The 24,792-nt window shown below is 74.1% G+C and carries 27 protein-coding genes; 12 read left to right on the top strand and 15 right to left on the bottom strand.

Annotated elements, in window-relative coordinates; genetic code table 11:
- Positions 1-7 precede the first annotated feature (7 nt).
- Positions 8-1,546: a protein kinase domain-containing protein gene (locus ACLQ2U_RS09670; RefSeq protein ID WP_425750233.1), complete on the bottom strand. Its 1,539-nt coding sequence runs from the start codon at positions 1,544-1,546 to the stop codon at positions 8-10.
- Between the two features lie 358 nt (positions 1,547-1,904).
- Between ACLQ2U_RS09670 and ACLQ2U_RS09665 the strand changes: the two genes are divergently transcribed.
- The gene (locus tag ACLQ2U_RS09665) at positions 1,905-2,324 is read left to right on the top strand and encodes a CBS domain-containing protein (protein WP_425750232.1); all 420 of its coding nucleotides are present in this window, start codon (positions 1,905-1,907) and stop codon (positions 2,322-2,324) included.
- A gap of 136 nt (positions 2,325-2,460) precedes the next feature.
- Here the strand turns inward: ACLQ2U_RS09665 and ACLQ2U_RS09660 are convergent, their stop codons facing one another.
- Complete coding sequence (locus tag ACLQ2U_RS09660) at positions 2,461-6,879, bottom strand: HAD-IC family P-type ATPase (RefSeq protein WP_425750231.1); 4,419 nt, start codon at positions 6,877-6,879, stop codon at positions 2,461-2,463.
- Positions 6,880-7,094: 215 nt separating this feature from the next.
- Between ACLQ2U_RS09660 and ACLQ2U_RS09655 the strand changes: the two genes are divergently transcribed.
- The 6 genes from ACLQ2U_RS09655 (at position 7,095) to ACLQ2U_RS09630 (ending at position 11,269) form a co-directional block, all read left to right on the top strand.
- The gene (locus ACLQ2U_RS09655) at positions 7,095-7,355 is read left to right on the top strand and encodes a hypothetical protein (RefSeq protein ID WP_425750230.1); all 261 of its coding nucleotides are present in this window, start codon (positions 7,095-7,097) and stop codon (positions 7,353-7,355) included.
- Positions 7,356-7,438: 83 nt separating this feature from the next.
- Complete coding sequence (locus tag ACLQ2U_RS09650) at positions 7,439-8,815, top strand: MFS transporter (RefSeq protein WP_425750229.1); 1,377 nt, start codon at positions 7,439-7,441, stop codon at positions 8,813-8,815.
- Between the two features lie 51 nt (positions 8,816-8,866).
- Complete coding sequence (locus ACLQ2U_RS09645; protein ID WP_425750228.1) at positions 8,867-9,538, top strand: GAP family protein; 672 nt, start codon at positions 8,867-8,869, stop codon at positions 9,536-9,538.
- Between the two features lie 79 nt (positions 9,539-9,617).
- Positions 9,618-10,403, top strand: coding sequence for an SDR family oxidoreductase (locus ACLQ2U_RS09640; RefSeq protein WP_425750227.1), 786 nt, complete (start codon positions 9,618-9,620; stop codon positions 10,401-10,403).
- Between the two features lie 37 nt (positions 10,404-10,440).
- Positions 10,441-10,635: a hypothetical protein gene (locus tag ACLQ2U_RS09635; protein ID WP_425750226.1), complete on the top strand. Its 195-nt coding sequence runs from the start codon at positions 10,441-10,443 to the stop codon at positions 10,633-10,635.
- An 85-nt stretch (positions 10,636-10,720) separates the two neighbouring features.
- Positions 10,721-11,269, top strand: coding sequence for a YbaK/EbsC family protein (locus tag ACLQ2U_RS09630; protein WP_425750503.1), 549 nt, complete (start codon positions 10,721-10,723; stop codon positions 11,267-11,269).
- Positions 11,270-11,325: 56 nt separating this feature from the next.
- Here the strand turns inward: ACLQ2U_RS09630 and ACLQ2U_RS09625 are convergent, their stop codons facing one another.
- The 5 genes from ACLQ2U_RS09625 to ACLQ2U_RS09605 all read right to left on the bottom strand — a co-directional run bounded on the left by ACLQ2U_RS09625 (position 11,326) and on the right by ACLQ2U_RS09605 (position 15,204).
- Entirely contained in the window at positions 11,326-11,958 is a 633-nt protein-coding gene (locus tag ACLQ2U_RS09625) for a DsbA family oxidoreductase (protein ID WP_425750225.1), read from the bottom strand.
- 20 nt (positions 11,959-11,978) lie between these two features.
- Positions 11,979-12,404, bottom strand: a complete 426-nt coding sequence (locus ACLQ2U_RS09620; protein ID WP_425750224.1) for a SufE family protein — start codon at positions 12,402-12,404, stop codon at positions 11,979-11,981.
- Between the two features lie 65 nt (positions 12,405-12,469).
- Entirely contained in the window at positions 12,470-12,895 is a 426-nt protein-coding gene (locus tag ACLQ2U_RS09615; protein ID WP_425750223.1) for a CBS domain-containing protein, read from the bottom strand.
- Between the two features lie 56 nt (positions 12,896-12,951).
- Positions 12,952-14,721: a proline--tRNA ligase gene (locus ACLQ2U_RS09610; protein WP_425750222.1), complete on the bottom strand. Its 1,770-nt coding sequence runs from the start codon at positions 14,719-14,721 to the stop codon at positions 12,952-12,954.
- A 54-nt stretch (positions 14,722-14,775) separates the two neighbouring features.
- Positions 14,776-15,204 (bottom strand): hypothetical protein, encoded by a 429-nt coding sequence (locus ACLQ2U_RS09605; protein ID WP_425750221.1) that lies wholly within the window; start codon positions 15,202-15,204, stop codon positions 14,776-14,778.
- 42 nt (positions 15,205-15,246) lie between these two features.
- Here ACLQ2U_RS09605 and ACLQ2U_RS09600 point away from each other — a divergent pair, with 42 nt between their 5' ends.
- A complete protein-coding gene (locus ACLQ2U_RS09600) occupies positions 15,247-15,534 on the top strand; it encodes a DUF1905 domain-containing protein (RefSeq protein WP_425750220.1) in 288 nt (95 codons plus the stop codon).
- Between the two features lie 12 nt (positions 15,535-15,546).
- On the opposite strand, the gene ACLQ2U_RS09595 is transcribed toward ACLQ2U_RS09600, so the two are convergent.
- The 3 genes from ACLQ2U_RS09595 to ACLQ2U_RS09585 form a co-directional block, all read right to left on the bottom strand.
- Positions 15,547-16,308 (bottom strand): DinB family protein, encoded by a 762-nt coding sequence (locus ACLQ2U_RS09595; RefSeq protein WP_425750219.1) that lies wholly within the window; start codon positions 16,306-16,308, stop codon positions 15,547-15,549.
- Between the two features lie 103 nt (positions 16,309-16,411).
- Positions 16,412-16,600 carry a DUF397 domain-containing protein gene (locus ACLQ2U_RS09590; RefSeq protein WP_425750218.1) on the bottom strand — a complete coding sequence of 63 codons (189 nt, stop codon included), beginning with the start codon at positions 16,598-16,600 and terminating at the stop codon, positions 16,412-16,414.
- Positions 16,591-17,391 (bottom strand): helix-turn-helix domain-containing protein, encoded by an 801-nt coding sequence (locus ACLQ2U_RS09585; RefSeq protein ID WP_425750217.1) that lies wholly within the window; start codon positions 17,389-17,391, stop codon positions 16,591-16,593. Before ACLQ2U_RS09585 ends, ACLQ2U_RS09590 begins: the two co-directional genes overlap by 10 nt.
- 404 nt (positions 17,392-17,795) lie before the next feature.
- On the opposite strand from ACLQ2U_RS09585, the gene ACLQ2U_RS09580 reads away from it, so the two are divergent.
- From ACLQ2U_RS09580 to ACLQ2U_RS09570, 3 genes are all read left to right on the top strand, one after another.
- Positions 17,796-18,140, top strand: a complete 345-nt coding sequence (locus ACLQ2U_RS09580; RefSeq protein ID WP_425750216.1) for a hypothetical protein — start codon at positions 17,796-17,798, stop codon at positions 18,138-18,140.
- 97 nt (positions 18,141-18,237) lie between these two features.
- Entirely contained in the window at positions 18,238-19,005 is a 768-nt protein-coding gene (locus ACLQ2U_RS09575) for an SGNH/GDSL hydrolase family protein (RefSeq protein ID WP_425750215.1), read from the top strand.
- Between the two features lie 2 nt (positions 19,006-19,007).
- Positions 19,008-19,454, top strand: coding sequence for an imidazolonepropionase-like domain-containing protein (locus ACLQ2U_RS09570; RefSeq protein ID WP_425750214.1), 447 nt, complete (start codon positions 19,008-19,010; stop codon positions 19,452-19,454).
- A 139-nt stretch (positions 19,455-19,593) separates the two neighbouring features.
- On the opposite strand, the gene ACLQ2U_RS09565 is transcribed toward ACLQ2U_RS09570, so the two are convergent.
- Complete coding sequence (locus ACLQ2U_RS09565; RefSeq protein ID WP_425750213.1) at positions 19,594-20,799, bottom strand: hypothetical protein; 1,206 nt, start codon at positions 20,797-20,799, stop codon at positions 19,594-19,596.
- The gene (locus ACLQ2U_RS09560) at positions 20,792-21,319 is read right to left on the bottom strand and encodes a SigE family RNA polymerase sigma factor (RefSeq protein WP_425750212.1); all 528 of its coding nucleotides are present in this window, start codon (positions 21,317-21,319) and stop codon (positions 20,792-20,794) included. The genes ACLQ2U_RS09565 and ACLQ2U_RS09560 overlap by 8 nt, the downstream gene beginning before the upstream one ends.
- A gap of 114 nt (positions 21,320-21,433) precedes the next feature.
- Here ACLQ2U_RS09560 and ACLQ2U_RS09555 point away from each other — a divergent pair, with 114 nt between their 5' ends.
- Positions 21,434-22,336, top strand: coding sequence for a sulfurtransferase (locus ACLQ2U_RS09555; protein ID WP_425750211.1), 903 nt, complete (start codon positions 21,434-21,436; stop codon positions 22,334-22,336).
- 50 nt (positions 22,337-22,386) lie between these two features.
- On the opposite strand, the gene ACLQ2U_RS09550 is transcribed toward ACLQ2U_RS09555, so the two are convergent.
- The 3 genes from ACLQ2U_RS09550 to ACLQ2U_RS09540 all read right to left on the bottom strand — a co-directional run bounded on the left by ACLQ2U_RS09550 (position 22,387) and on the right by ACLQ2U_RS09540 (position 24,753).
- Positions 22,387-23,565 (bottom strand): hypothetical protein, encoded by a 1,179-nt coding sequence (locus ACLQ2U_RS09550; RefSeq protein WP_425750210.1) that lies wholly within the window; start codon positions 23,563-23,565, stop codon positions 22,387-22,389.
- Positions 23,562-24,107: a SigE family RNA polymerase sigma factor gene (locus tag ACLQ2U_RS09545; protein WP_425750209.1), complete on the bottom strand. Its 546-nt coding sequence runs from the start codon at positions 24,105-24,107 to the stop codon at positions 23,562-23,564. Before ACLQ2U_RS09545 ends, ACLQ2U_RS09550 begins: the two co-directional genes overlap by 4 nt.
- A gap of 76 nt (positions 24,108-24,183) precedes the next feature.
- Positions 24,184-24,753, bottom strand: a complete 570-nt coding sequence (locus ACLQ2U_RS09540) for a TetR family transcriptional regulator (protein ID WP_425750208.1) — start codon at positions 24,751-24,753, stop codon at positions 24,184-24,186.
- Positions 24,754-24,792 lie beyond the last annotated feature (39 nt).

Raw genomic sequence — 24,792 nt, 5'->3', positions numbered from 1 at the left:
ACCGTCCTCACTGCAGCTCGGCGGCGATCCGGTCGACCCCGGCCGTCAGGTCGTCGTAGCCGGCAGCGGTGAGCTTGCCGCCCCCGAGCAGTTCGGTCAGCTTGTCGCGCAGCTTCTTGATCTGCTCCTCGGCATGCTCCAGGTCGTTCTCGGCGATCTCCTTGGCGATCGCGTCCACCTTGCTGTGCAGGTCCTTGGCCACGTCCGGGTTCAACTGGCCGGTCTCCACCTGCTCCTGGATCGACAGGCGCATCGCGACGACGGGGTCCGCGGGCGGAACCGGCGTACGGGAAGTGGCTCGCGGGCTGGGCGCCCGGCTGGTCGGGGTGGTGGGAGCCACCGTCCGCGGCCTCGGGGTGGTCGGGGCGACGGTGATCGGCACGGTCACGACGCTCGGCTGTGCGGCCGGGCTGGCGGGGGCGGGTGCGACGGTGGGCCGCGCGACCGAGGTGCCGCTGTCGACCGACGTGTCGCTGTCGGGGGCCCGGAGCGCGGCGGCGGCCAACGCGAGCAGCGCGACGCCGAGGACGCCCGCCGCCACCAGCAGGACCGCGCGCCGCCGCCGCCGCACCGGCCGCCCTCCGGTGCCGGGATCTCCCACCGGAGCGACCGGGCCTGGAGCGCTCGGACTGGCACTGGCCGCGCCGGGATCGGATGGACGTGGCGCGCCGGCTGGCGCCACCGTGCCGGATCCGAGCCGCGTGCCGGTCGCCGACAGGGCATTCGGGGAGGCCATGAGCGCCGCGAGACGGTCGCGGACCTCCCGGGCGCCGGTCGGACGGGCCGCCGGGTCCTTGGCCAGCAGCTCCGACATCAGGGCGTCCAGCGCGACGGGTACCTCCGGCCGGCGGTCGCGCAGCGGCGCGGGCGGATCGTTGACGTGCTGGTGCAGGACGCTCAGCGGATCCCCGGAGAACGGCGGAGTGCCGGCCAACATGGCGTAGAGGGTGCAGCCCAGGCCGTACAGGTCGGTGCGCGGGTCGACCGGCTTGCCGAGCGCCTGCTCCGGCGACATGTACGAGCTGGTGCCGAGCTTGGTCGCCGGACCGGTGAGGGTGTTGTGCCCGGCGGTCTGCGACAGGCGGGCGATGCCGAAGTCGCAGATCTTCACGGTGCCGGACGGGGTGACGATCAGATTTCCCGGCTTCACGTCCCGGTGGACCACCCCGGCCGCGTGCGCCGCGGCGATCCCGTCGCAGACCTGCACGGCGATCGACACGGCCTGCTCGACGGGGAGCGGGCCGTCGGCGATCAGCGCCGACACGGTCCGTCCCTCCACGAGCTCCATCACCAGGTAGGAGCCGTCCTGCTCGGTGCCGAAGTCGTACACCCCGACGATGTGGGGGTGGGTCAGCCGCGCCGCCGCACGCGCCTCGCGGTCGAACCGTTCGGCGGCCATCGGCTCCTCGAGGCCGGCCGCGGAGAGCACCTTGATCGCCACCGGCCGGTCCAGTCGCAGGTCCCGGCCGCGCCACACCTCGCCCATGCCGCCGCTGCCGAGCAGCTCCTCGGACTCGTAGCGGCCATCCAGCACACGTCTCAGCACGGGATCAGTGTTTCCAGCCGTGGTCGCCGCTACACCCGCCCGGCGTCGGCGCGGGGACGACCTTGCGCACGCAGCCGAGCAGGGTTGTGGGCCGGGCGCAGTCGGGACAGGTCCTCAGCAGCAGCTGCCCGTCGACCATCCCTCCAAGCTAGTGCACCTTTCCGACCGGGGGAACGAGCCACGTCGGGACCGGGGCGGCTCACGTCCTCGCCCCGACGCCGTTCGGCCCCGACGGGGAGGCCGGGCGGTGACCTGAAGGCTGCGTTCCCGCCAGGTCGCCGTCCATGTGCCGGATTGCCTCCCGACCGCCCAGGGTAGGAGAACAGGCAACAACCCCCGAAAGTGAGGTGTCATGCCAATGCCGACCGCACGCGACATCATGACCAGTGACGTGACCTGTGTCCGCGAGCAGGACGACCTGCGGGCCGCCGCCCGGCGGATGGCCGAGCTCGGCGTCGGTTCGCTGCCGATCTGCGGCGACGACAACCGGCTCAAGGGAATGCTGACCGACCGGGACATCGTGGTGAAGGTCCTCGCCGAGGGCCGCGACCCGGCCAACGTGACCGCCGGTGAGTTGGCCCAGGGCAAGGCCGTCACCATCGGCGCCGACGACGACGCCGCGGAGATCCTGCGCACCATGGGCCAGCACAAGGTACGCCGGCTGCCGGTGATCGACGGGCACGAGCTCGTCGGCATCGTGGCCGTGGCCGACGTGGCCCGGTCGCTGCCCGAGCGCCCGGTCGGTGACCTGATCGAGGCCATCTCCGAGCGTTCCTGACCCGCCCGACCCCCGATCGCCGCCGCCGGTTCCGCCCGGGAGGCGGCGATCGGCGTACGCCCGCAGGGCGCCGTCCGTGATCTCGGTGCGCCGCCCACGCCCGGAACGCCCCCGGGCAGCCGCGCAACGGAGCCCGTCAGTGGCCCGGCGGCGGGGGGATGCGCTCGAGCAGGCGGGTGAGCGCGCCATTGGCGAAGGTCGCGCCGAGCGCGGAACCGGCCGCGATGCCCCAGCCGACCGGCCCGAGCGGGGTGCAGCCGAAGAACTGGCTCACCCCGGGGGTCTGCACCACCGCGCCCAGGACGCCGAGCGACACGGCGGTGGAGGCGAGCACCATCGGGCTGGTGCCGCCGGCCAGCACGGTCTGGCCCAGCTGGGTGCCGACCAGCGACACCAGTGCCACCGTGCCGGCCCGGCGCCGCCGACCGGTGTAGCGGGCCAACGTCCAGCCGGCGGTCGCGCCCAGCGTGGTGGCGGCGGCGCGCAGGCCGATCTCCCGGGTCATCGTCCCGCCGAGCGAGGTGTCCGGCCCCTCCCGCAGCAGCCCGTCGGCGTGGTCGGCGGCGGGCGGCCGGACCGCGATGGCCAGCGCCGGTGCCAGGTCGGTGAGCAGGTTGACCAGGAGCAACTGCCGGCCGGTCAGCGCCGAACGACCGGTCGAGGCGGCGGTGAGCACACTGAACGCGATCTCGCCCAGGTTGCCGCCGACCAGGATGCTCAGCGCGTGGCGTACCGAGGACCACATCGCCCGCCCCTCCACCAGGGTGGCGATGATGGTCTCCAGCCGGTCGTCGGTGACCACCAGGTCGGCGGCGGCCCGCGCCGCCGGGGTGCCCCGCTGGCCGAGGGCGATGCCCACGTCGGCCAGCCGGATCGCCGGCGCGTCGTTGGCGCCGTCGCCGGTCATCGCCACCGTACGACCGCACTTCTGCAATGCCTGGATGATCCGGACCTTGTGCGCCGGGGTGCACCGGGCCACCACGTCGGTACGGGCCAGCCGCTCGCCGAGCGCGTCATCGTCGAGCTGGTCCAGCTCGCTGCCGGTGGCCACCCGCTGGCCCTCGTGGTCCGGGCTGATGATCGAGGCGATCGCCGCCGCGGTGGCCGGGTGGTCCCCGGTGATCATGATGGTATGCACGCCGGCCTGTCGGATCCGGCGGACCGCGGGGGCGGCGCTCTGGCGTACCCCGTCGGCGAGGGCGACGAAGCCGACGAAGACCAGGTCGCGCACCTCGTCGTCGGTCACCGTCGGCGCGTCGACCCGGCACTCGGCGACGGCGAGGATGCGGTGCCCGGCGCCGGCCCGGTCGGCGAGCATCGCGTGCAGCCCGTTTCGACCCTCGTCGTCCAGCGGCTCGTTCCGCCCACCCGGCGTACGCCACGCCGAGCAGCGGGGCAGCACCGTCTCCGGCGCCCCCTTCACGCTGAGCAGCAGTCGGCCTTCGGTCCGGCCGACCGTGGCGTGGTAGCCCCGGGACGGCTCAAAGGGCAGGCCGCCGACCGCCGCCCACCCCTCCGCGCCGGTCCGCTCGGTCACGCCGGCGTCCCGGGAGCCGTACCGGACCGCCCGGTCGGTGTGCTGCGGCAGCTGCTCCGGGTCCTCCGCGTCGGGGGTGGCCCGCAGCGCTGCCGCGAGGGTCGACCGCAGGCCGTCGTCGAGCCGGTCGACCGGGGCGTACCGGCCGTCGTCGCCGACCCCGGCGAGCATCAGCTTCCCCTCGGTGAGGGTGCCGGTCTTGTCGAAGCAGAGCACGTCGACCCGGCCCAGCGCCTCGATGGTGCGCGGGTTGCGGACCAGGGCGCCGTGCTCGGCCAGCCGCCGGGCCGCCGCCAGCTGGGCGGCGCTGACCAGGAACGGCAGCCCCTCCGGCACCGACGCCACGGCCAGGTTCGCGGCGGTCGCCGCGGTCTCCGCCAGCGGTACGCCCCGGAGCAGCCCCGCCCCGGCCACCGCGATCGCCGACCCCGCCGCGAGCGGGAGCGCCGCACTGGTCAGCTTGCCGAGCCGGACCTCCACCCCGCTGGCCGGAGGCGCCTGCCGGGCCATCGCGATGCTGCGCCCGGCCTCGGTCTCGGCGCCGGTGGCCACCACCACGGCGGTGCCGTGACCGGCGGCGACGGTGGTGCCCTCGTAGAGCATCGAGTGACGGTCGGCGACCGCGGCGGCCACCACCGGCTCGACGGTCTTGCCCACCGGCAGCGACTCACCGGTCAGCGACGACTCGTCGGCCTCCAGCCCGTCCGCGGTCAGCACCCGGCAGTCGGCCGGCACCGCGTCCCCCGGACCGAGGGCGACCACGTCCCCGGGCACCAGGTCCTCGGCGGCGACCACCCGCTCGGCGCCGTCCCGGCGTACCCGGGCGGTCACCGCCGAGCGGGACAGCAATTCGGCCAGGGACCGTTCGGTGTTGCGCTGGTGCACCGCCCCGATCAGCGCCGACCCGCCGACCACGCCGCCGACCAGGCCGGCGTCGATCAGCGACCCGAACGTGGCGGAGAGCACCGCCCCGCCGGCCAGCACCGGGGTGAGCGGGTTGGCCAGCTCGTCGACGAAGGCGCGCAGCAGCCCGCCGGTGCCGGGCCCGCCGGCCGGACCGCCGCCGTGCCGCCGCCGGTGCGCCTCCGCGTCGGCGAGCCCGTCCGGCGTGCTGCCCAGCTGTCGGAGCACCGTGTCGACCGGCATCAGGTGCCAGGCGGTGGTCGCCGGGGCCGGCCCGTCGGTCGGGTCGGGTAGCCGGTGGGCGCGCCACACCCCGTGCACGAAGGCCAGCGCGGCGGCGCCGTTGACCGCGCCCAGGGTCCGCCCCGGCAGCCGCTGGGGGTCGGCGGTGAACGCACCGATGGCGCCCAGGCCGGTGCCGGCCAGGTCCAGCCGGATGTTCTGCCCGGTCATCCGCCGGGCCACCCCGGCCGCCTCGATGAGCAGCGCCGGGATCCGCAGGTCGGTGCCGACCAGCAGGTGGGCGCCCCAGGGCGGCAGCTCCTCCGGGGCGGCCACGCCGAGGCCGCAGTCGGAGGCGGCGAGCGCCCTGCGGTCCCCGGAGACCAGCATCACCACCGCGCCGTCGCGTTGCAGGGTACGGACCGAGTCGGCCAGCTCCGCGCCGCCGGGCAGGACGGCGTCGGCGAAGGCGTACCGCTGTGGGTCGTCGGCGGCCACCACCAGCCGCAGCCCGGCGGCCCGGGCGGCGGCGGGAAGCGCGTCCACGCCGGGGGCGGGTTCCGGCTCGACCCGGATGACGGCGGCCAGGGTGCCGTGGTGGGCGAGGCCGAGCAGCGGGCCGCCGCCGTCGCGCAGCCGGCGGCTGTCCGGGGTGTCCCCGGGATCGTCGGCGGCCAGGTCCTCGGGCGGTCCGAGCCGCCAGCCGTCGGACTCCCGGGTGCCGTCCGGGTCGGCCGGGTCGAAGAGCGCGAACGCCCGCCCGGCCACCTCGCCGGTGTCCGCCCCGCCCAGCGGCGCCAGATCGGCCAGCACGGCACGTTCCGAGCCGAGCACGGCGGCGTCCAGCACCACCGTGTCGATCCGGTCGAGTTCCCGCAGCACGCCGCGGTCCATCGCGATCACCCCGCGCCGGGCGAGCATCCGGCCGAGCTGGGCGGCGTACCCCTCGCGGCCGCTGCCCGGGGCCTTGGGCAGCGACGCCAGGGCCAGCGCCGCGGCCCGCTTGCGGCCGGCGACCGGCAGCGCCGCCGCCCCGGCCGCCGCCCCGGTGGCCAGCATCGAGGAGATGTACCTCTCGGCCGGGCCGTCGGGTCGGGGGCGGGGACGCTCGTCGGTGTACGCCCGGGCGACGGCCCGGTCCGGGTCGCCGGTCAGCCGGGGTTCGGCCTTCGCCCACGCGGAGAGCTGCGCCCGCGCCTCGCCCCACTGCACGATTCGCTGGGCGCCGTCGAGCACTATCCCGGTCCATCCGCCGGTGAGGCCCTGCACGACCGCCTCGGCGAGCGGGAACAGCACGTCGGCGCGGGGGTCGGCGCGCAGGCCCCGGGCGGCCAGGGCGTGCAGCTTCGGGTGCAGGTCGACCGCGCTGAGCAGGCCGGCCACCTCTCCCGGCACCGGGGTGAACGGCAGGATCCGGATGGCCGCCGAGATGGTCAGGCCGAGCGCGTCCGAGGCGAGCCCGCCGAGCGTCCGGGGAGTTCGGGGCCCCTCCTCGGGCGGGTGCGGTGGTGGGATCTCCGGGTCCGGCTCGTGGGGGCAGACCCGCTCGGTGCGGGCCACCGTGGCGATCAGGTCGCGCAGCGCCGGCTTCGGCTCCTCGACGGCCACCACGACCCGGCCGGAGGGGGCGTTCACCCGGGCCCAGGCCACCCCGGGCATCCGCTCCAGCGCCCTCTCCACCTGCCGGGCCAGCCGGTCGCCGCCGTCCTGGCAGACGCCGTGCACCTCGATGTGGTGCCGGCCGTCCCGGGTCCACACCCGGCGCCGGGTCAGGCCGGCCGCGCGGGCCAGTCGCGTCGCGGCCGAGCCGACGGTACGGGAAGCGTCGGCAACCAGCGGCGGCACCGGCACCGGCGGAAGCACGCGACCGGCGAGCCGGCCCAGCGTCGTCATCGAGCGGTACGGCCGCGCCGCCGGCCCCGCTCCCCGCCGTCCACGCCGCTCCTGCCGTCCGCCATCTCGCCTCCCCGGTCGTGAGACGCCCTGGCTTCCCGGTGAACCGGTCGTTATGCCGCACCGGAGTGGGGAAGTTCGCGCAGCTGGTGGGGCATGGACCCGGGCGCCGGTGGAATCCTGGCCGGGTCGAGGAAGCGGAACTGGGAGGCCGGATGAGCACGCTCACGCGACGCCTCAGCGGGGGCCAGGAGATGGTCCGCGCGTACACCCACCGGGTGGAGATCCCGATGCTGGGCGAGGTGGCGGTGCCGCCACCCGACAAGGTCGCCTACTACGCGGGGCTGGGCGTGCTGGCCGCCCTCCAGGTCATCGAGTGGCCGCTCGCGCTGGTCATCACCGCCGGCCACCTGCTCGCCGACCAGCACATGTCCGGGCTGGCCAAGGGGCTCGGGGAGGCGTTGGAGTCGGCCTGACGAGACCGAGCTCACCGTTGACCTGAACCCGGGTTGAGGTCGCAGGCTGGGCGCGTGCGAAACCACCTCCCCCGGGCGCGCCGATGACGGCCACCGTGGCGGCGGCCCACCCGGCCGCCCGCCTGTACGACCCCCGGCTCCGGGCGATGACGGTGGGCAGCGTCGCGCTGGTCTCCCTGCTGGCGTTCGAGGCGCTGGCGGTGGGCACCGCGATGCCCACCGTCGCCCGCGCCCTGGACGGTCTGGCCCTCTACGCGCTCGCCTTCGGCGGTCCGTTCGCGGCCGGGGTGCTCGCCATGGTGCTCTCCGGCATCTGGTGCGACGCCCGGGGACCGCGCGCCCCGATGTGGGGCGGGGTGGCGCTCTTCGTGGCCGGGTTGCTGCTGGCCGGCAGCGCCGGCGCGATGGGGGTGCTGGTCGTCGGGCGGGCGGTGCAGGGGTTCGGCTCCGGCCTGCTCTCCGTCGCGCTGTACGTGGTGGTCGGGCACGCGTACCCGGAGGAACTGCGCCGGAAGGTCTTCGCCGCGTTCGCGGCGGCCTGGGTCGTACCGTCGCTGGTCGGTCCGGCGGTGGCCGGGCTGATCGTCGAGCATGTCGGCTGGCGGTGGGTCTTCCTCGCGGTGCCGGTGGTGGCGGTGCCGGCGGTGCTGCTGGTCGAGTCCGGCCTGCGGACCCTCGAGGCGCCGGCCGCCAGCCGTGCGCCGGCCGGGGCGGTCGCCCGGGTCGGCTGGGCCGCCGGGGCGGGGGTGAGCGCCGCACTGCTGCACCACGGGGGGCAGCAGCGCGGCCCGCTCGCCGTCCTGCTGGTGGTGGCCGCGCTGGCCGGTCTCGGCTGGTGCGCGCCCCGGCTGCTGCCGCCCGGTTTCCTGCGCGCCGGGCGGGGCCTGCCGACCGTGGTCGTCCTGCGCGGGCTGGCCGCGGCGGCGTTCGCCGGGGCCGAGGTGGTCATCCCGCTGATGCTCTCCCGGGAGCGCGGCTTCTCCCCGACCGCCGCCGGGCTGGTCCTCACCGTCGGCGCGCTCGCCTGGTCGGTCGGCTCGTGGTTGCAGGGGCGGCTGCCCACGCCCCGCTCGTCGGCGACGTTGCCCCGGATCGGGCTGGTCTGCATCACCGCCGGCACCGCCACGGTCGCGCTCGCGGTCGCGCCGGCCGTGCCGGTGGCGGTGGGGGTCGTCGGATGGGCGCTCGCCGGGACCGGGATGGGAATGCTCTACCCGTCGCTGTCAGTGCTGACCCTGGAGCTGTCAGCCCCCGGCGAGCAGGGGCGGAACAGCTCATCGCTGCAGCTGGGCGACTCGCTCTTCGCCGCCACCGTGCTGGCGCTGACCGGCGCCGTGCTCGCCGCCGGGGCGGCACCGGGCCCGGCGAGCTACGCGGGGACGCTGGCGGTGGCGGTCGGCTGCGCCCTGCTCGGCGCGCTGCTCGCCGGCCGGGTGGTGCCGGCTCCCGGACCCCGCTGACCGGCCGGTCGCCCCGCAGCCGGCGGGCACCTGCCGGCGGGGCGGTCGGGGATGCGGGAACCGATCCGGGTCGGCCGGGTGAGCCGGGAGGATGGGGAGGCGATGAGCCTCCCGACGATCCTGCCCATGGCCGTGGTCATGGTGGCCGGTTCGCAGCTGGTGGCGGCGGTCTTCCTCGCCTCCGGCGATCGGCCACGCCGGGCGTCGCTGGGCTTCCTGACCGGCGCGGCGATCGTGGTCGCCGCCGGTACGACGATCGCCTGGCTGGTCACCCGGGGCGTGAAGGGCGGCGCGGGCGGTGGCGGCGGGGATGGCCGCAGCCCGATCGAGACGAAGATCGACTGGGCGGTCCTGGCGCTGCTGGTCGTCCTTGCGGTGGTGGTGTTCCTGCGCCGGCACTCGACCGACGAGCCGAGGTGGATGGGCCGGCTCCAGCACGCCGGGTTCGGCTACGCCCTGAAGCTCGGGCTGGTGCTCTTCGTGGCGATGCCGGCCGACGACATCACCATGGCCGCCGTGGGGGCGAGCGCCGCCCGGCACGACCTGCCCTGGTGGCACCTGCTGCCATTCATCCTGCTCACCCTGCTGCTGCTGGCCTTCCCCTGCTCGCCCTGCTGCTGCTCGGGCGGCGGGCCGCGCGGGTGCTGCCGCGGATCCGGGACTGGGCCGACCACCACTCCTGGATCGTCAGCGAGATCGTGGTCGTCTTCGTCATCCTGGTGACCGCGGCCGACCTGCTGAAGTGAGCGGTCACGATCGGCCCGGCTGACCCGTCGTCACACGTGGACAGGGAGGAGTCGCGATGAAGGTACTGGTCACCGGTGCGGGCGGCACGCTCGGCCGGGCGGTGCTGCCCCGGCTGCGCGCGGACGGCTTCGCCGTCCGGGCGATGAGCCGACGGCCCCGGCACGACCCGGGGGCGGACTGGGTGGTGGCCGACCTGGACACCGGGGCCGGGCTGGCCGGGGCGGTGGCCGGGGCGGACGCGGTGCTGCACCTGGCCTCGCTGCCCGGCGGCGGTGCGCGTACCCACCGGGTGGACGTGCTCGGCACCCGGCGGCTCGCCGTCGCCGCCACGTCCGCCGGCGTCGGCCACCTGCTGTACGTCTCGATCGTCGGCGTGGACCGGGTGCCGTACCCGTACTACCGGCACAAGCTCGCGGCGGAGCAGGTGGTGGCCGCCGGTCCGGTGCCGTGGACGGTGCTGCGGGCCACCCAGTTCCCGCCCTTCCTCGACCGGCTGCTGCGCACCATGAGCCGGCTCGGCCCGGTGATCGGCGACCCGGGGGTGCTCGCCCAGCCGGTCGACCAGCACGAGGTCGCCGGCCGGCTCGCCGAACGGCTCACCGCCGGACCGGTCAACGGCATCGAGGAGTACGGCGGGCCGCAGGTGCTCCGCTTCGACGACGCGGTCCGGGCCTGGCGGGCGGCCCGTGGCGGGTACCGTCCGCTGCTGCCGGTGCGGTTTCCCGGCCGGCTCGGGCGGGAGTTGCGGGCCGGTGGACTGACCACCACCGCCACCCCGACCGGGAAGCGGACCTGGGCCGACCACCTGGCCGACACGTACGGGGGAACCGGCCAGAGATGAGAACTCTCCCCGTTCACGTTCGTCCTACCGTGACGCCATGTTCACCATCATCGCCACTGTGATCCTTTACGTGTTCGGGTTCGTCTTCCTCTACGGGGTGATCCGGCTCGCCTTCCGGCACGCGATGGAGGACCTGGAGGCGCACCGGAGCCAGACGCTCCACGCCGAGCAGATGGCGGCGGTCCGGGACCGGACCTTCGCCGCCGAGAACGCGTTCCTCACCGGGAGTTGATTCCCGCCCGGGCGGTCGCCTCTCGGCTGACGCGGCGGTTCCCGCCGGGCGGATCGGGGCGACGGGTGCGAGGATCGCATCCGTGATGGGGACGCTGAAGACCGAACCCGCCCGTACCCGGCTCGACCTGCTGGCGCCACCGGTCGCCGCGGCGCTGGACCAGTGGGCCCTCGAGGCGCCGGTGGACGCCGACGACGTCCTGGTCGCCCCGATCGACGCCGACCTCGCCGACACGGCCGCCTTCTGCGCGGCGTACGAGGTGGGGCTCGACGTGTCGGCGAACTGCGTGGTGGTGGCCGGCAAGCGGGAGGGCGAGACGCGGTACGCCGCCTGCGTGCTGCTCGCCACCACCCGGGCCGACGTCAACGGGGTGGTCCGGCGGGCGCTCGACGTGCGCAAGGCGAGCTTCGCCCCGATGGCCGAGGCGGTCGAGCTGACCGGCATGGAGTACGGCGGGATCACCCCGATCGGGCTGCCCGAGTCCTGGCCGATCCTGGTCGACTCACGGGTGATCGCCGCGCCGCACGTGATCATCGGATCCGGCGTACGGCACAGCAAGATCGCCATCCCCGGGCCGGCGCTCGGCGCGCTGCCCGGGGCGCGGGTGGTCGAAGGGCTGGCCAGACCGGCCTAGCTCGTCACCCGCGTCGATACCGTTGCACGTGAAACATCACCGAGGTCGATGCCCGGTCAGGCGCCCGACTCGCGGCGCTCCACCTCGGCCAGCGCGGCCAGCAGCGTCTCCGGCTCCTGCGCGCCGGTGACGCCGTACTTGCCGGCCAGCACGAAGGTCGGCACGCTGGTCACCCCGAGCTGATGGGCGGCGGCCAGGTCGGCAGCCAGCTCGCGACGGCCGGCGTTGGACTCCAGGTGGTCGCGCACCTCGGCCTCGTCCAGGCCGATCCCGGCGGCGAGCCCGATCAGCGCCTCCCGCGAGCCGACGTCGACCCCGTCGGTGAAGTGCGCCCGGTAGAGCGCCTCGACCATCTCACCGGCCCGGCCGCGCTCCTCGGCGAACCGGACCAGCCGGTGCGCCTCGAAGGTGTTGGCGCTCACCGCCCGGTCGAAGTCCAGCTTCAGGCCCACCCCAGCGGCGACCTGGGTCACCTGGGCGAACATCGCCTCGGCCCGCTCCCGGCCACCGAACTTCTCGGCCAGCGCGTCGACCAGCGGCCGCGGCTCGCTCACCGGGGACGGGTCGAGCTGGAACGGCCGGTACCGGATCGTCACGTCGCCGTCGTGCGACTCCAGGGCCTGTTCCAGCCGGCGCTTGCCGATGTAGCACCACGGGCAGACCACGTCGGCGTAGATCTCGATCTCCATGACCGGGAACAACTCGCAGGTCAGCCGGCTTGTTCCCGGACCTGCCGCTTGAGCCGGGCCAGGATCGCCGTGCCGCCGCGTACCCGCAGCGGGCTGATCGCCTGGGCCAGCCCCATCCGCTGGTAGAGGTCGTCCGGCACGGCCAGCACCTGCTCGGCGCTCGCCCCGGCCAGCCCCTCGGCGAGGATGCCCGCGAAGGCGCGGGTGGTCGGCGCCTCCGGCGGGCAGTCGAAGACGGTGCGCACCGACCGGTCCGGGTCCACCTCAGCGCGGAGGAAGAAGGAGGTCTGGCACTCCGGCACCTGCTCCATGCCCTCCCGGTCGACGTCCGCCGCCAGTGGCGGGATGACGTCGGCGTACTCGAGCAGCATCTCCAGCACCACGTCGCGCGGGGCGGCGGCGAACTCCTCGACGATCTCGGCCAGCTTCGTCGGCATCTCGGGCATCCCGTCAGGCTACCGCCGTCGACCCGGTGCCCCCGGAGGTCACCGGAGGGCACCGGGTCGCCCGGTCAGTTGTTCGGCGAGGCCTCGCTGATGTCGGCGAGCGCCGAGCTGGGGTCGAGCTGCATCGCCAGGTCGCCGAGCGAGACGATGCCGACCAGCTTCCGCTCGTTGTCGCAGACCAGCACCCGCCGGATGTTGCGCTCCCGCATCAGGGCGACCGCCTCCCCGGCCGTGGAGTGCTGCTCGATCATCACCACCTCACGGGTGATGATCGAGCCGATGGTGGTGGCCGAGGGATCACTCCGCTCGGCCACCGCCCGGACCACGATGTCGCGGTCGGTCAGCAGGCCGGCCAGGCTGGCGCCGTCGGTGACCACCACGTCGCCGATGTCCGCCTCCTTCATCACCCTGGCCGCCTCGTCCAGGGTGGTTTCCGCCGACAGGTAGACGACCTGCTTGGTCATCACGTCGCTGACCCGGTAACCGGTCATGAGAGCCTCCGAATGCACATAAGCCGATCGGAGAGCGGTACCCCGTGACGCGATCGCTACACCACGTCCCCCTTCGCCCGCCGCACCTCGTCGACCAGTCGCTCGACCAGCCCGTCCAGCGGCAGCTCGACCCGCTCGCCGGCGGCCCGGTCACGTAGCTCGACGTACCCGTCGGCGAGCCGGCGGCCGACCACGACGGCGCGCGGGATGCCGATGAGCTCGGCGTCGGTGAACTTCACCCCGGCGGAGACGGTGGTCCGGTCGTCGACCAGCACCCGCAGGCCGGCGGCGGAGAGGCGTCCGCCGAGGTCGAGCGCCGCGTCCAGCTGCGGCCCCTTCCCGGCGGCGATCAGATGTACGTCGCACGGCGCGACCGCCGCCGGCCAGACCAGTCCCCGCTCGTCGTGGTGCTGTTCGGCGATCGCGGCCACCGCCCGGGACACCCCGATGCCGTAGCAGCCCATGGTCGGCCGGACCGGCTTGCCCGCCGGGCCCAGCACGTCGAGCGCGAAGGCGTCGGTGAACCGGCGGCCGAGCTGGAAGATGTGCCCGATCTCGATGCCCCGCCGTATGGTCAGCTCACCCGTGTCGCAGGCCGGGCAGGGGTCGCCGGGACGCACCTCGGCCGCCTCGATGGTGCCCTCCGGGGTGAAGTCCCGCCCGCAGACCACGCCGGTGGCGTGCCGGCCCGGCTCGTTGGCGCCGGTCAGCCAGGCGGTGCCGGTGACCACCCGCGGGTCGACCAGGTAGCGGAGGCCGAGCTTGGCGAGGACCTGCGGCCCGATGTAGCCGCGGACCAGCTCCGGGTGGGCGTCCCAGTCGTCGAAGACCGCCACGGTGGCCGGGTGCAGCGCCGCCTCGACCCGCTTCAGGTCCACCTCCCGGTCGCCGGGCACCCCGATCACCAGCGGCTCGGCCGCCTCGGCGCCCGGCCGGCGGACGGTCAGCACCACGTTCTTCAGGGTGTCCGCGGCGGTCCAGTCATCCCGGCCGGCCAGCCGGCGGGCGTTGGCCAGCTCCACGAGCGCGGCGATGGTCGGCGTCTCCGGGGTGTCGTGCACCTCCAGCGCCGGCTGCGCGACCGGGTCGGCGGCGGCCGGGGCGCGGGTCAGCACCGCCTCGGTGTTCGCCGCGTAGTCGCAGGCCGTGCAGCCGACGAAGGTGTCCTCGCCGACCGGCGTCGCGGCCAGGAACTCCTCCGACGCCGAGCCGCCCATCGCCCCGGACATCGCGTGCACCACCGTGTAGTCCAGCCCGAGCTGGTCGAAGACCCGCCGGTACGCCGCCCGGTGCCGGTCGTACGACTCCTGGAGACCGGCGGAGTCCAGGTCGAACGAGTAGGCGTCCTTCATCAGGAACTCGCGGCCGCGGAGCAGCCCGGCCCGGGGGCGGGCCTCGTCGCGGAACTTGGTCTGGATCTGGAAGAGCGTCACCGGGAAGTCCCGGTACGAGGTGAAGAGGTCCTTGACCAGCAGCGTGGCAAGCTCCTCGTGGGTCGGGGCGAGCAGGTGCTCGGCGCCCTTCCGGTCGGCCAGGGTGAAGATGAGGTCGCCGTACTCCGTCCACCGCCCGCTGGTCCGGTACGGCTCGGCCGGCAGCAGCGCCGGGAAGTGCACCTCCTGGTCGCCGATGGCGGTCATCTCCCGCCGGACGATCTCGGTCACCCGGTCCAGCACCAGCTTGCCCAGCGGCAGCCAGGCGTACCCGCCCGGGGCGGCGCGGCGGATGTAGCCGGCGCGGAGCAGGAGCCGGTGGCTCGGCACCTCCGCGTCCGCCGGGTCCTCACGCAGGGTCCGCAGCAGCAGGGTCGACGTACGTAGCAGCATCCGCGCAGCGTACGGCGGGTGCGGGTGGATCGGCGATCCAATTCGGTCGGCCGGTCAGGAGATGGGCGGCCGCCACCGGCCGATGATCAACTCGCCCATGTGGTCCCTCCGGTCCAGCTCGACAGCGGCGGCGTCCAGCAGGTCGGCGACCTCCGCCCACAGCTGCGTCAGGGACTCCCACCGCGGTGTGCCGGCGTGGTCCTCCCGGGTGAACTCCACCAGGCACCCGTGCAGCGGACCCTCACGCAGGTCCATGAACAGGCCACCGCCCATGCCATCACCGGCCACGGGCAGCCATCGAGGCAGCCAGTACAACCCGCCTTTCATGGTGCCCGCCGGCTGGCTGTTCTGGGACGCCACGAACCGCTCCATCTCCGCCCGCGTGTCCGGCGGGTTCAACTGCGCGTGGAATCGAGGGGCGTACCGGGACAGCCAGTCCTCGATCCGGTGCCAGGCCCGTTCCACCTCGCTGTCGGTATCCACGGGCGTGATCACACCACGCCGACCCGCTCCTATGCTGACCGGATGGACCTGGCGTTCAGCGGTGAGATGTGGTTCTGGAAGGGCCCGGCGCCGTGGCATTTCGTCACCGTTCCGGAAGAGGAGTGCGCTGAGTTGGAGGCGGCCTCCAGGCTCGTGACCTACGGCTGGGGCATGGTTCCGGTGACGGCGCGGATCGGGGACACCGGATGGAAGACCTCGCTGTGGCCGAAGGACGGGCGGTATGTCGTGCCGGTGAAGGCGTGGGTGCGGAAGGCCGAGGGGCTTGAGGTGGGCGACTTGGTGACGGTCCGCCTGGCCGTCGACGTCTGACCAGCCGCAGACTCAGCGCGCTTCGAGCAGCGCGAGGTCGCGCACCGCGTAGCGGCGGTGTTCGCAGTGTTCTTCCAGCACCACGCGGAGGCAGTCGCCGACCGAGTGCGACTCCACGCCCCACGCGGGAGCGGGCGCGGCGGTGCGGATCTGTTCGAGCTCGGTGTCGGTGAGCGTCTCGACCACGCCGCGCATCCGTGCCGCGCGGTCGGCGTGCAGCGCCAGCATCTCGGCGTACGACGGCCGGGCGGCGAGGTCGAGGCCCAGCTCCGCCGCGCTCGCGGCGGGATAGTCCGTGGGCGGCAGGCCGAGCCGGTGGTACGGCATCGAATCGTCGAGGACCATCCGACCCACCCACGTGTCGACGGCGAAGACGAGATGGCGCAGCGTCTCGACGAAGGACCACTCGTCGTCGACCCGTTCATGGCGCGCGGCCTCGGGTAGCCGCTCGGCGCGGGCGACGGTGTCCGACCAGAGGCGTTCGACCGTGTCCCACATCCCGCGGTGGTCGTCGGCTGTCCGAACTGCCCGCAGCTGCACGCGCTCCGGGTGTCGCCGGTCGAGCTCGGCCGCGACGTACGCGGTGACGTCCACATCGTCGACGACGACCGTGCCGAGGCGTCCGGCGAACCCGGAGACCCGGAGGTCGGCGACCTCCGACCCGACGATCCTCACCCGGGTCAGGTCGCAGTCGCGGAACGTCGCGCCGGTGAGGTCGGCGTCCCGGAAGGTCGCACTGCGGAACGCGTCGGTGTGGGTGTACTCCGCTGCCATCGCGCCATTGTCCCCTGATCGATCGCGTTCGCCAGCCAGCCGATTGCCTGGCACCACGATGGCCCCGACTGCTCGCGCGGGGCGTTCGCGTCGTGCCCCTCGGTCAGCGACGCTTCGCGAAGTCGACGAAGGCTCGCCAGTTCTTCGGCGCGAAGGTGAGCACCGGGCCGGCCGGGTCCTTGCTGTCGCGGACGCCGACGACGCCGGGCAGGTTGTCGGCGACCTCCACGCAGGACCCTCCGTTCGAGCCCGAGCGTGTCGACTTGTGCCACCGGCCACCCGTCATGTCCATGTCTGCGCCACTTCCTTGATCAGCTCGAGTGACTGCCGGCGGGACAGAGCTTCCCCGCGGACGGCCTCCCACTGGCGTTGGAGGGTAGCAACGTCATCGGGCTGGTTCACTACCTGCGCGCGCACCTGGTGGTCCAGGTGCGCCAGCACCGATCCGTCGCCCAAGGTGGCCAGGATGAAGCCTCCTTGCAGCGCAGGGTAGAGCCCGGCGTCCTCGGTCACCACGAGTATCTGGACGTGCGGCAGCTCGGCCGTCTTCACCAGGTGGGCGAGCTGCTCGCCCATCACCCCGGGCTGTCCGTTGATCGGTCGCCGCAGCACCATCACGTCGAGGACGGTGACGATCTGGCACGGATGCTCCCGCGTGAGGATCGCCTGCCGCTCCAGCCTGGATGCGACCCGTTGCTCGATCTCCTCGGCCGTGAGGAGTCCGTTGGCCAGTGTCATCCGCGCGTACGCCTCGGTCTGGAGGAGGCCGGGCACGTACGCCGGCTCGTACCAGCGCAGCAGGGTTGCCTCGCGCTCGTTCTCAATCCACGCGCGCAGCCAGGGCGGCGTTCCCTCCACGAGCGAGGCGCGGCGCAGCATCCGGCCGAACATTCCACCCGTCTTCAGCGCGTCGTCCATCGCGGCGAGGTAGTCGGCCTTGGGTGGGCGCTGTCCCGTCTCCACTCCGGACACGTGGGAGGCCGAGTAGTTGATGCGCTTGGCAAGGTCCTCCTGGCTGAGCCCGGCTCGGATGCGGGCCTGGCGCAGCTCGCTGGCGATGAAGTCCCACCACGATTCGCCCATGCTCTGCCCTGTCTCTCCCATGGTCTTCCCGGGGCCTCCCATGCCCTGCCGCTGACCCACACAACCGCTGCTCAGGGCATCGACATCTCTTCTGACAGTAGTTTCGTCCTCACCAGACTGTCACGGAGCGAACCCCATGTGGGTCCGGTCCGGGGCCGCCCGGGAGTCCCCCAGTGCAGAGGCGGCCTCCCAGTTCCACGTCTAGAGGAGGTCGAAATGCACAACCCGGGCTGCTGGGTTCCGGTGCTGGCCCGCCGTCCCGCCGCCACCCCTGCCCGGCCGGGTGAGGGGGACCAACCTGCCCGAATGGATGCGCGAGCCGACCGCGTGTTCCCGACCATGCGGCCGGGAAGCCCCGGCCGGCTGACGCGGGCGCAGGAGTGGCGGGCCAACGGGAGACGCTGGTGATTTTCGGTCAGCTCCCGGTGCCGCGCCTCGGCCCGTACGCCGACCGGCCCCGGGCGTACCCGTCGGGCCGCCGCCCCCACCTGCCGATCCGCCCGCTGTGGGTGTGCCGGGCCTGCGGGCTGCCGTGGCCGTGCGCCGAGGCCCGGCTGCTCCTCAAGATCGAATACGCCGACCGCCACGTCGACCTGGCCATCTACCTGTCCGGGCTCTACCACGAGGCGAGCCACGACCTGTTCCGGCTCAACCCGCACGACGGCCCGACCCCGCGCGAGCTGTTCGAGCGGTTCGTGGCCTGGGGTCCGTATCGGAAGCCTGTGGTGGAGCCGCGCGAGCGGGATTGATGACCTCCGCCACGTTCATCCGGTGGGTGGCACCGGCCGCCGGCCACCCGGTGACAGACTGGTCGCCGCAGGCAACGAAGAGCGTGAGGGAGGCGGCGTGCGCTGGCGCAGCTTCGTGGCGGTGGGGGACAGCTTCACCGAGGGCATGGACGACGCGTACCCGGACGGCACCTACCGCGGCTGGGCCGACCTGGTGGCGACCCGACTGGCCGTGGAGGTCGGCCCGGACTTCGGGTACGCGAACCTGGCGATCCGGGGTCGGCTCTTCCCGAGCGTGGTGGCCGAGCAGGTGCCGGCCGCGCTGGGCATGAAGCCCGACCTGATCAGCTTCGCCGCCGGCGGCAACGACGTGCTGCGGCGGACGTTCGACCCGGACTCGTTCGTCGCCCGCTTCGACGACGTGGTCGGCGAGCTGCGCTCCGGCGGTGCGGACGTGATCCTCTTCCGGTTCGCCGACGTGATGGCCCGGCTGCCGGGCCAGCGTCTCGTGGCGCCCCGGGTGACGTTGCTCAACCGGGTGGTCGGGGAGGTCGCCGAGCGGCACGGTGCCATCCTGGTCGACCTGTACGCCGATGACACCTACCTCAACCCGATGCTGTGGAGCACCGACCGGCTGCACCTGTCGGCCGCCGGCCACCGGCGGGTCGCCGCGCAGGTGTTGACCGCGCTCGGGGTGGGCTGCGACGAGGAGTGGCTGCTGGTGCCGGAGCGCCCGGCGCCGACCCCCTGGCTGGCCGCCCGCGCCGCCGACCTGCGCTGGGCCGGCCAGCACCTGGGCCCGTGGATCAAGCGCCGGCTGACCGGGCGCTCCTCCGGCGACACGATCACCGCCAAGCGCCCGCTGCTCGGCCCGGTCACGGACTGACCATGCGGACCGTCCACGCCGCCCCGCTGCTGCGGTACACCCTCGACGAGGAGCCGGCCGCCGGGATGGCGGTGCTGGTGACCGGGAACCGGATCGAGGCGGTCGCACCGCTGGACGAGCTGACGGAGGCGTACCCCGGGGTGCGGGTGCGGCGGTGGGCCGGCACTCTCGGGCCGGCGCTGGTGCACGACGGGCCGCTGCCGGCAGCCCCGACCCCGCGGGAGCGGGTGCACGCCCTGTTCCGGCTCGGCGCCGGCGCGGTGCTCAGTGCGCACGTCACCGATCCCGAGGTGCGGGCCGCGGTCGTCCGCAACGACGTCGCGGTGTTCGACACGCCGCGGCCACCGGCGCTGATCGCCACCGGCCGCGCCGACCTGGCCGTCTTGGCCGACGACGGGAGCTGCCTGGCCACCGTCGTCGCCGGCCGGCTGGTGCACCGCCGGGCGTGATCTCCGGCACCAGCCGCCGCGCGCCGTTCCAGCGTCGCGGACCGGCTCGCCGAGGAGCTGGCGCTACGGCGACCGTCCCGCTGGGAGGAGCGCTCCCCGACGGACCCGACCGACGAGGACGGGTCCGTCGGGAGAGCTCTCAGGAGAACCGGGTCCAGGTGCGGTCGACTCCCGAGCCGACGCCGACGATCCGCCAGGCGCCGTCGCCCTGGAGCACGATCGTGCCGTCGCGCAACGAGCCGACTCCCACCACGCTGCTGCCGCTAGACGCCAGCGCGGTGCGCAGCTCGGGCTGGTCGACGTACCGGCCGTCGACCCAGAAGCCGACCCGCCCGTGGCTGTTGACGAAGATCGCCCCTTCCCCGGCCGCCGCGAAACCGCCGTCGATGGGCACGTTCGGCAGTGCCGGTCGCTGCTGCCAGCGGTCGCCGGCCAGCCGCCACACGCCACCCTGCCCGCTGTCGACGAGCCAGACCTCCTTACCGTCCGGCGACACGGCCAGCATCGCCGGAGCGTTGACGACCGGTAGCCGCTGCCAGGTGATTCCCCGGTTGTCGCTGACCACGACAATCGAACGGCCGTCCTTCATCGTGGCCAGCCAGAGCCGGCCGTCGCCGCCCTCGATGAGCTGGGGCGCGGCGTCCGTGTCGAGGGAGAGGGGCGGCTGGCGCCGCAGCGGACCCGGCCCGACCTTGGCTAGCTGGAAGCGCTTGCAGTCCTCACCGCGCTCCTTCTGCTCCGCCGGGCAGGCCAACCTGAACCCGCTGGGAGATGCCGAGGCGAACCGGGCGGAAAGCGGTGGGGTGCCTGCCGCATATCTGGCGAAGGTTTCCCCGCCGTCCGTGGTTTCCAGGTACTCCCGGTTGGTGGCGACGGTGAGCCTCTCCGCGTCGTACGGAATCAGTTGGGCTCCCCCGTCGGACACGGGGAGCTGCTGACTCTGCCAGGTCACCCCACCGTCGGTGGTCCGTCCGACCGTCCGCCGGCAGTCGGTCGGCGCCTGCCGGGTGCAGGTGTCAAAGAGGGCCCAACCGTGGCGCGCGTCGACGAAGCGGAGGTCGGTCAGGGTGCCGGCCGCCCCGGGCATGGTCACCTTCCGCTCGGACAGCGGGGCCGACACCACGGTCGGTGGCGTGGGGCGGGGGGCGTCGTCGCGGCCGGCGACGGCGTACGCGCCCGCCGGGGCGCCCACGAGCAGGGCGGCGATCCCGGCGAGAAGGCCGCGCCGGAGATGTCGGCGCTCGCGTACCCGGCGCTGCGCCGCCGTCGCGCCCGGGGGGCGGAAGGTCCGTACGGCGTCCGCCTCGAGTTCGGCGAACAGTTCGGTCACCGCGGTCTCACGCATCGTGCACCTCCGGTCGCTCGGTGAAGTAGTTGGCGAGCGTGGCGCGGCCCCGGGAGAGCCAGGAGCGGACGGTGCCCTCCGCCACACCGGCCTGCTCGGCGATCTCCCGGGTGCTCAGTTGGGCCAGGTGGTGCAGCACGATCGCCCGCCGCTGCGACGCCGGCAGGGCGGCCAGCGCCCGGACCAGCGCCACCCGGTCGGGCCCCGGCCCGGGTGCGTGCTCCTCGCGCTGCCGGGCCAGATGGCGTACGGCGGTGCGGACCCGGCGCAGCCGGCTGGTGGCGAGGTTCCAGGCCACCCGTCGGACCCAGGCGGACGGGTCGTCGTATCCGCTGACCCGCTCCCAGCGCTCCAGCAGCCGGCAGAACGCCTCCTGGGTGAGGTCCTGCGCCTCGGCGTGGTCCCCGAGGTACGCGTAGAGCTGCACGGCGAGCCGGTGGAAGTGCGCCTGGTAGAAGTCGGTGAAGTCCACCGCTGGCGGGACGACCCGGGGTGGCCCGGTCTCTTGCCGTACGGTCATGTCGATCCTCAGTGGTCGGGGGTACCGGCACTGTCACGTGTCACGTGTCGCATCCGCTGCACCCGATTCTCGATGACCGGTCGACAGGTCGGGATCCGGCGTACCTTGGGGATCATGCCTGTCCCGAGCGATCCGAATCCCCGCCTCCAGTCGTACGCCGATCCGCAGCGCCTGGTCACCACGGAGTGGCTGGCCGAGCACCTGGGCGACGAGGGCCTCGTCGTGGTCGAGTCCGACGAGGACGTGCTGCTCTACGACACCGGCCACATCCCGGGCGCCGTCAAGGTCGACTGGCACACCGAGCTGAACGACGAGGTGACCCGGGACTACCTGGACGCGAAGAGCTTCGCCGAGCTCTGCGCCGCCAAGGGCATCGGTCGGGGCGACACGGTGGTCTTCTACGGCGACAACTTCAACTGGTGGGCCGCGTACGCCCTCTGGGTCTTCTCGCTCTTCGGCCACGCCGACCTGCGGCTGCTCGACGGCGGCCGGCAGAAGTGGATCGCGGAGAGGCGGGAGCTGACCCGGGAGAAGGTGACCCGGCCCCGCGCGGACTATCCGGTGCCGGAACGCAACGACGCGCCGCTGCGGGCGTTCCGGGAGCAGGTGATGGCGCACATCGCCGCCGGTCGTCCGCTGGTCGACGTGCGCTCGCCCGGCGAGTACACCGGCGAGATGCTGCACATGCCGGACTACCCGCAGGAGGGCGCGCTGCGTGGCGGGCACATCCCGGGCGCGGTCAGCAAGCCGTGGAAGTCGGCCGCCAACGACGACGGCACGTTCAAGTCCGCCGACGAGCTGCGCGCCATCTACGCCGACCAGCTCGGGCTCAGCCCATCCGACGACGTGGTCGCGTACTGCCGGATCGGCGAGCGGTCCAGCCACACCTGGTTCGTGCTGCACCACCTGCTGGGCTACCCGCAGGTGCGCAACTACGACGGCTCGTGGACCGAGTGGGGCAACCTGGTCCGGGCCCCCGTCGCGAAGGGCGACCAGCCGGGCGGCCTCGCCGGTTGACCCGGTTCGTCGGCCCCGCGCGGCGGCACGCCCCGCGCGGGGCCGACGGCTCAGCCGGCCAGCGCCACCATCCCGGCCAGGGCCCGGACCACCCCTGTCACCTCGCCGGTCTCCGGTCGCCACCGCACCAGCTGCCCGTCGAGCCGCAGCAACACGTCGTCGCCGTCCCAGCCCAGCACCTCGCAGCAGCCCTTGGACCGGTTGTCCCGGCCGAGGTCGAGCAGCTGGGTGACCGCGCCGGTACGGGCGTCGAGCACGGCGACTCCCTCGGCACCGTCGATCACCCCGTTGGTGATCCAGGCGGCCTGTGCGATCCGGCCACCCCGCTGCCAGCCGCGCCCGTAGAACTCGTTGACCTGGAATGGCCGGGGCAGCGCGGCGCTGCTGATCCGGCGCTGGTCCTGGAGCGTGCCGGCCGGCATCGCGCGGCTGCGCAGGGTCAGGCCGTCCCGCATGCCGCTCGTCTCGGCCACTCTCGTCGGGCGGGTGGCCGGGTCCGGCGCAACTGTCTCCCAGATGGAGCCGCTGACCCTGCCGGCTTCCCGGGAGACGGGGTCAACCAGGTACGTCCGGTCGTCGCCGCCCACCAGCACCCGGTCGCCGATCCAGACGACCAGCTCCAGATAGCCGTCGAGCGGAACCCGCCGCACCGTCGCCGTGGTCAGGTCGACCAGGATCAGTTCGTTGGTCTGCGGGAACACAGCCGTCCGTCCGTCCGGGGAGAGCTGACCCGGCTTCAGGGCGGGTGCCTCGTTGCCGTGCCGGTCCCGGGTCGCCGAGGGGGTGACCACGTCGAGGGACCGAACGATCCCATCGTCGCCGAGCACCCGGATGACTCCGCCCGTGTAGGTCTCATGGTCGACGGGCTGGTAGAGCGCCAGCGCCTGGCGTACCGGGCGGGCGGAGAGCGTCGCGCCGACCGGGTCGCCGAGCCGGCTCAGTGGGTCACCGGGATAGCTGAGCTCGGCCGGTGGCCGCTGCACCGGGGAGGCGCTCGGCACCGGGCCCGGGGTCGGCGAGGCGGGCCTGGTCGGGGCCGGTGCATCGGCGAGGCCCAGGGCCAACGTCGCACCGCTGGCGAGCAGGACGACGGCGAGCGCGGCGGCCCCGGCGGCGCGGCGGGCGCGCCGGGTCCGGCGGGCCCGCTCCCAACCCCGCAGCGCCGGGTGGGACGGCCGGACGTCCTCGGCGGCGGCCGTCAGCAGCCGGTGCAGTTTCTCTTCGATCACGGGTTCACCTCCAGCCGTGTGGTCAGGCCGTCGTCGCACCGTCCCTTGTCCGGGCCCAGCTCGGGTGCGACCTCGCGGAGCCGGCGCAGCGCGGCGTGGCACTGGCTCTTCACGGTGCCGACGGTGACGCCGAGCGCTTCGGCGGTGGCCACCTCGGTCAGGTCCTCGAAGTACCGCAGCACCAGCACGGCCCGCTGGCGCGGCGGCAGCCGGTCGAGCGCGGCGTGCACGGTGAGCCGCAACGCGCCGTCGCCGTCGCGGTCCGGCTGCTCCGGTGGGTACGCGCTCAGCCATTCCCGTCGCCGCCGTCGCCACCAGGAGACCGCGTCCCGGTACAGGATGGCTCGCACGTACGCGGCCGGGTCGCCGTGCCGCACGTGGGGCCAGCGGAGCGCCAGCTTGAGCAGCGCGTCCTGGAGCAGGTCCTCGGCCTGGTGCCGGTTGCCGCAGACCAGGTACGCCGCCCGCAGCAGCCGTCGCTGGTGGCACTCGACGAAGCTGACGTAACCGTCCCGCCCGTCGTCGGCCGTCGCCGGTCCCATCCGCCCTCCCCTCCGGGGGTCGTCGCGCGCCCCTGTCAGCAGACAGACGCACGGGAACCCGGAAATGGTTGGGCGGTCAGTGCCTGGGTGTTCCGGTCAGGTAGCGCTGAAGGGTGGGGGCGATCCAGGCGACCAGTTCGGCCGGCTCCGCGTCCACCATCGGCGGCAGGCAGACGATGTAGCGGGTGAAGGCCAGGCCGAGGATCTGGCTGGCCACCAGGCCGGCGCGGCGGGCGGTGGTCGCCGGGTCGGTGCCGAACCGGGCCACGGTCGCGCCGAGCTGGTCGGCGAAGATGCCGCGCATCCGTTCCGCCGCGCCTGGGTTGGTGCTGGCCGCCCGGAGCAGGGCGGCGAGCGTCTCGTCGCCCTCCCAGCGGTCCAGGAAGTGCCGGACCAGCACCTCCCCGAGCCGTTCGGTGGGTACGTCGGCCAGCTCGGGCAGGCGCAGGTCGAACTCGGCCGCCGCCGCGAAGAGCCCCTCCTTGCTGCCGTAGTAGCGCATCACCATCGACGGGTCGATCCGCGCCTGGGCGGCGATGGCCCGGATGGTGGCCCGCTCGTACCCGTCGGCGGCGAACCGCTCGCGGGCGGCGCGCAGGATCGCGGCACGGGTGGCGTCCGAGCGTCTGGTGGGAGATGCGGTCATGCCCACGACTGTAGGCCAACGCCCGTTGACATCGATGCC

The organism is Micromonospora sp. DT47 (assembly GCF_049844475.1).
Lineage (GTDB): Bacteria > Actinomycetota > Actinomycetes > Mycobacteriales > Micromonosporaceae > Micromonospora.
The sequence above is the reverse complement of the archived record's forward strand: the minus strand, read 5'-3'. Positions and strand labels throughout refer to the sequence as shown.

Excerpts from the sequence above, each read along its gene's own strand:
- ACLQ2U_RS09665 (WP_425750232.1), top strand. The coding sequence starts at position 1,905 with ATGCCGACCGCACGCGACATCATGACCAGTGACGTGACCTGTGTCCGC.
- ACLQ2U_RS09660 (WP_425750231.1), bottom strand. The coding sequence starts at position 6,879 with ATGACGACGCTGGGCCGGCTCGCCGGTCGCGTGCTTCCGCCGGTGCCG.
- ACLQ2U_RS09655 (WP_425750230.1), top strand. The coding sequence starts at position 7,095 with ATGAGCACGCTCACGCGACGCCTCAGCGGGGGCCAGGAGATGGTCCGC.
- ACLQ2U_RS09650 (WP_425750229.1), top strand. The coding sequence starts at position 7,439 with ATGACGGCCACCGTGGCGGCGGCCCACCCGGCCGCCCGCCTGTACGAC.
- ACLQ2U_RS09645 (WP_425750228.1), top strand. The coding sequence starts at position 8,867 with ATGCGGGAACCGATCCGGGTCGGCCGGGTGAGCCGGGAGGATGGGGAG.
- ACLQ2U_RS09640 (WP_425750227.1), top strand. The coding sequence starts at position 9,618 with ATGAAGGTACTGGTCACCGGTGCGGGCGGCACGCTCGGCCGGGCGGTG.
- ACLQ2U_RS09635 (WP_425750226.1), top strand. The coding sequence starts at position 10,441 with ATGTTCACCATCATCGCCACTGTGATCCTTTACGTGTTCGGGTTCGTC.
- ACLQ2U_RS09630 (WP_425750503.1), top strand. The coding sequence starts at position 10,721 with ATGGGGACGCTGAAGACCGAACCCGCCCGTACCCGGCTCGACCTGCTG.
- ACLQ2U_RS09625 (WP_425750225.1), bottom strand. The coding sequence starts at position 11,958 with ATGGAGATCGAGATCTACGCCGACGTGGTCTGCCCGTGGTGCTACATC.
- ACLQ2U_RS09620 (WP_425750224.1), bottom strand. The coding sequence starts at position 12,404 with ATGCCCGAGATGCCGACGAAGCTGGCCGAGATCGTCGAGGAGTTCGCC.
- ACLQ2U_RS09615 (WP_425750223.1), bottom strand. The coding sequence starts at position 12,895 with ATGACCGGTTACCGGGTCAGCGACGTGATGACCAAGCAGGTCGTCTAC.
- ACLQ2U_RS09610 (WP_425750222.1), bottom strand. The coding sequence starts at position 14,721 with ATGCTGCTACGTACGTCGACCCTGCTGCTGCGGACCCTGCGTGAGGAC.
- ACLQ2U_RS09600 (WP_425750220.1), top strand. The coding sequence starts at position 15,247 with ATGGACCTGGCGTTCAGCGGTGAGATGTGGTTCTGGAAGGGCCCGGCG.
- ACLQ2U_RS09595 (WP_425750219.1), bottom strand. The coding sequence starts at position 16,308 with ATGGCAGCGGAGTACACCCACACCGACGCGTTCCGCAGTGCGACCTTC.
- ACLQ2U_RS09590 (WP_425750218.1), bottom strand. The coding sequence starts at position 16,600 with ATGGACATGACGGGTGGCCGGTGGCACAAGTCGACACGCTCGGGCTCG.
- ACLQ2U_RS09585 (WP_425750217.1), bottom strand. The coding sequence starts at position 17,391 with ATGGGCGAATCGTGGTGGGACTTCATCGCCAGCGAGCTGCGCCAGGCC.
- ACLQ2U_RS09570 (WP_425750214.1), top strand. The coding sequence starts at position 19,008 with ATGCGGACCGTCCACGCCGCCCCGCTGCTGCGGTACACCCTCGACGAG.
- ACLQ2U_RS09565 (WP_425750213.1), bottom strand. The coding sequence starts at position 20,799 with ATGCGTGAGACCGCGGTGACCGAACTGTTCGCCGAACTCGAGGCGGAC.
- ACLQ2U_RS09560 (WP_425750212.1), bottom strand. The coding sequence starts at position 21,319 with ATGACCGTACGGCAAGAGACCGGGCCACCCCGGGTCGTCCCGCCAGCG.
- ACLQ2U_RS09555 (WP_425750211.1), top strand. The coding sequence starts at position 21,434 with ATGCCTGTCCCGAGCGATCCGAATCCCCGCCTCCAGTCGTACGCCGAT.
- ACLQ2U_RS09545 (WP_425750209.1), bottom strand. The coding sequence starts at position 24,107 with ATGGGACCGGCGACGGCCGACGACGGGCGGGACGGTTACGTCAGCTTC.
- ACLQ2U_RS09540 (WP_425750208.1), bottom strand. The coding sequence starts at position 24,753 with ATGACCGCATCTCCCACCAGACGCTCGGACGCCACCCGTGCCGCGATC.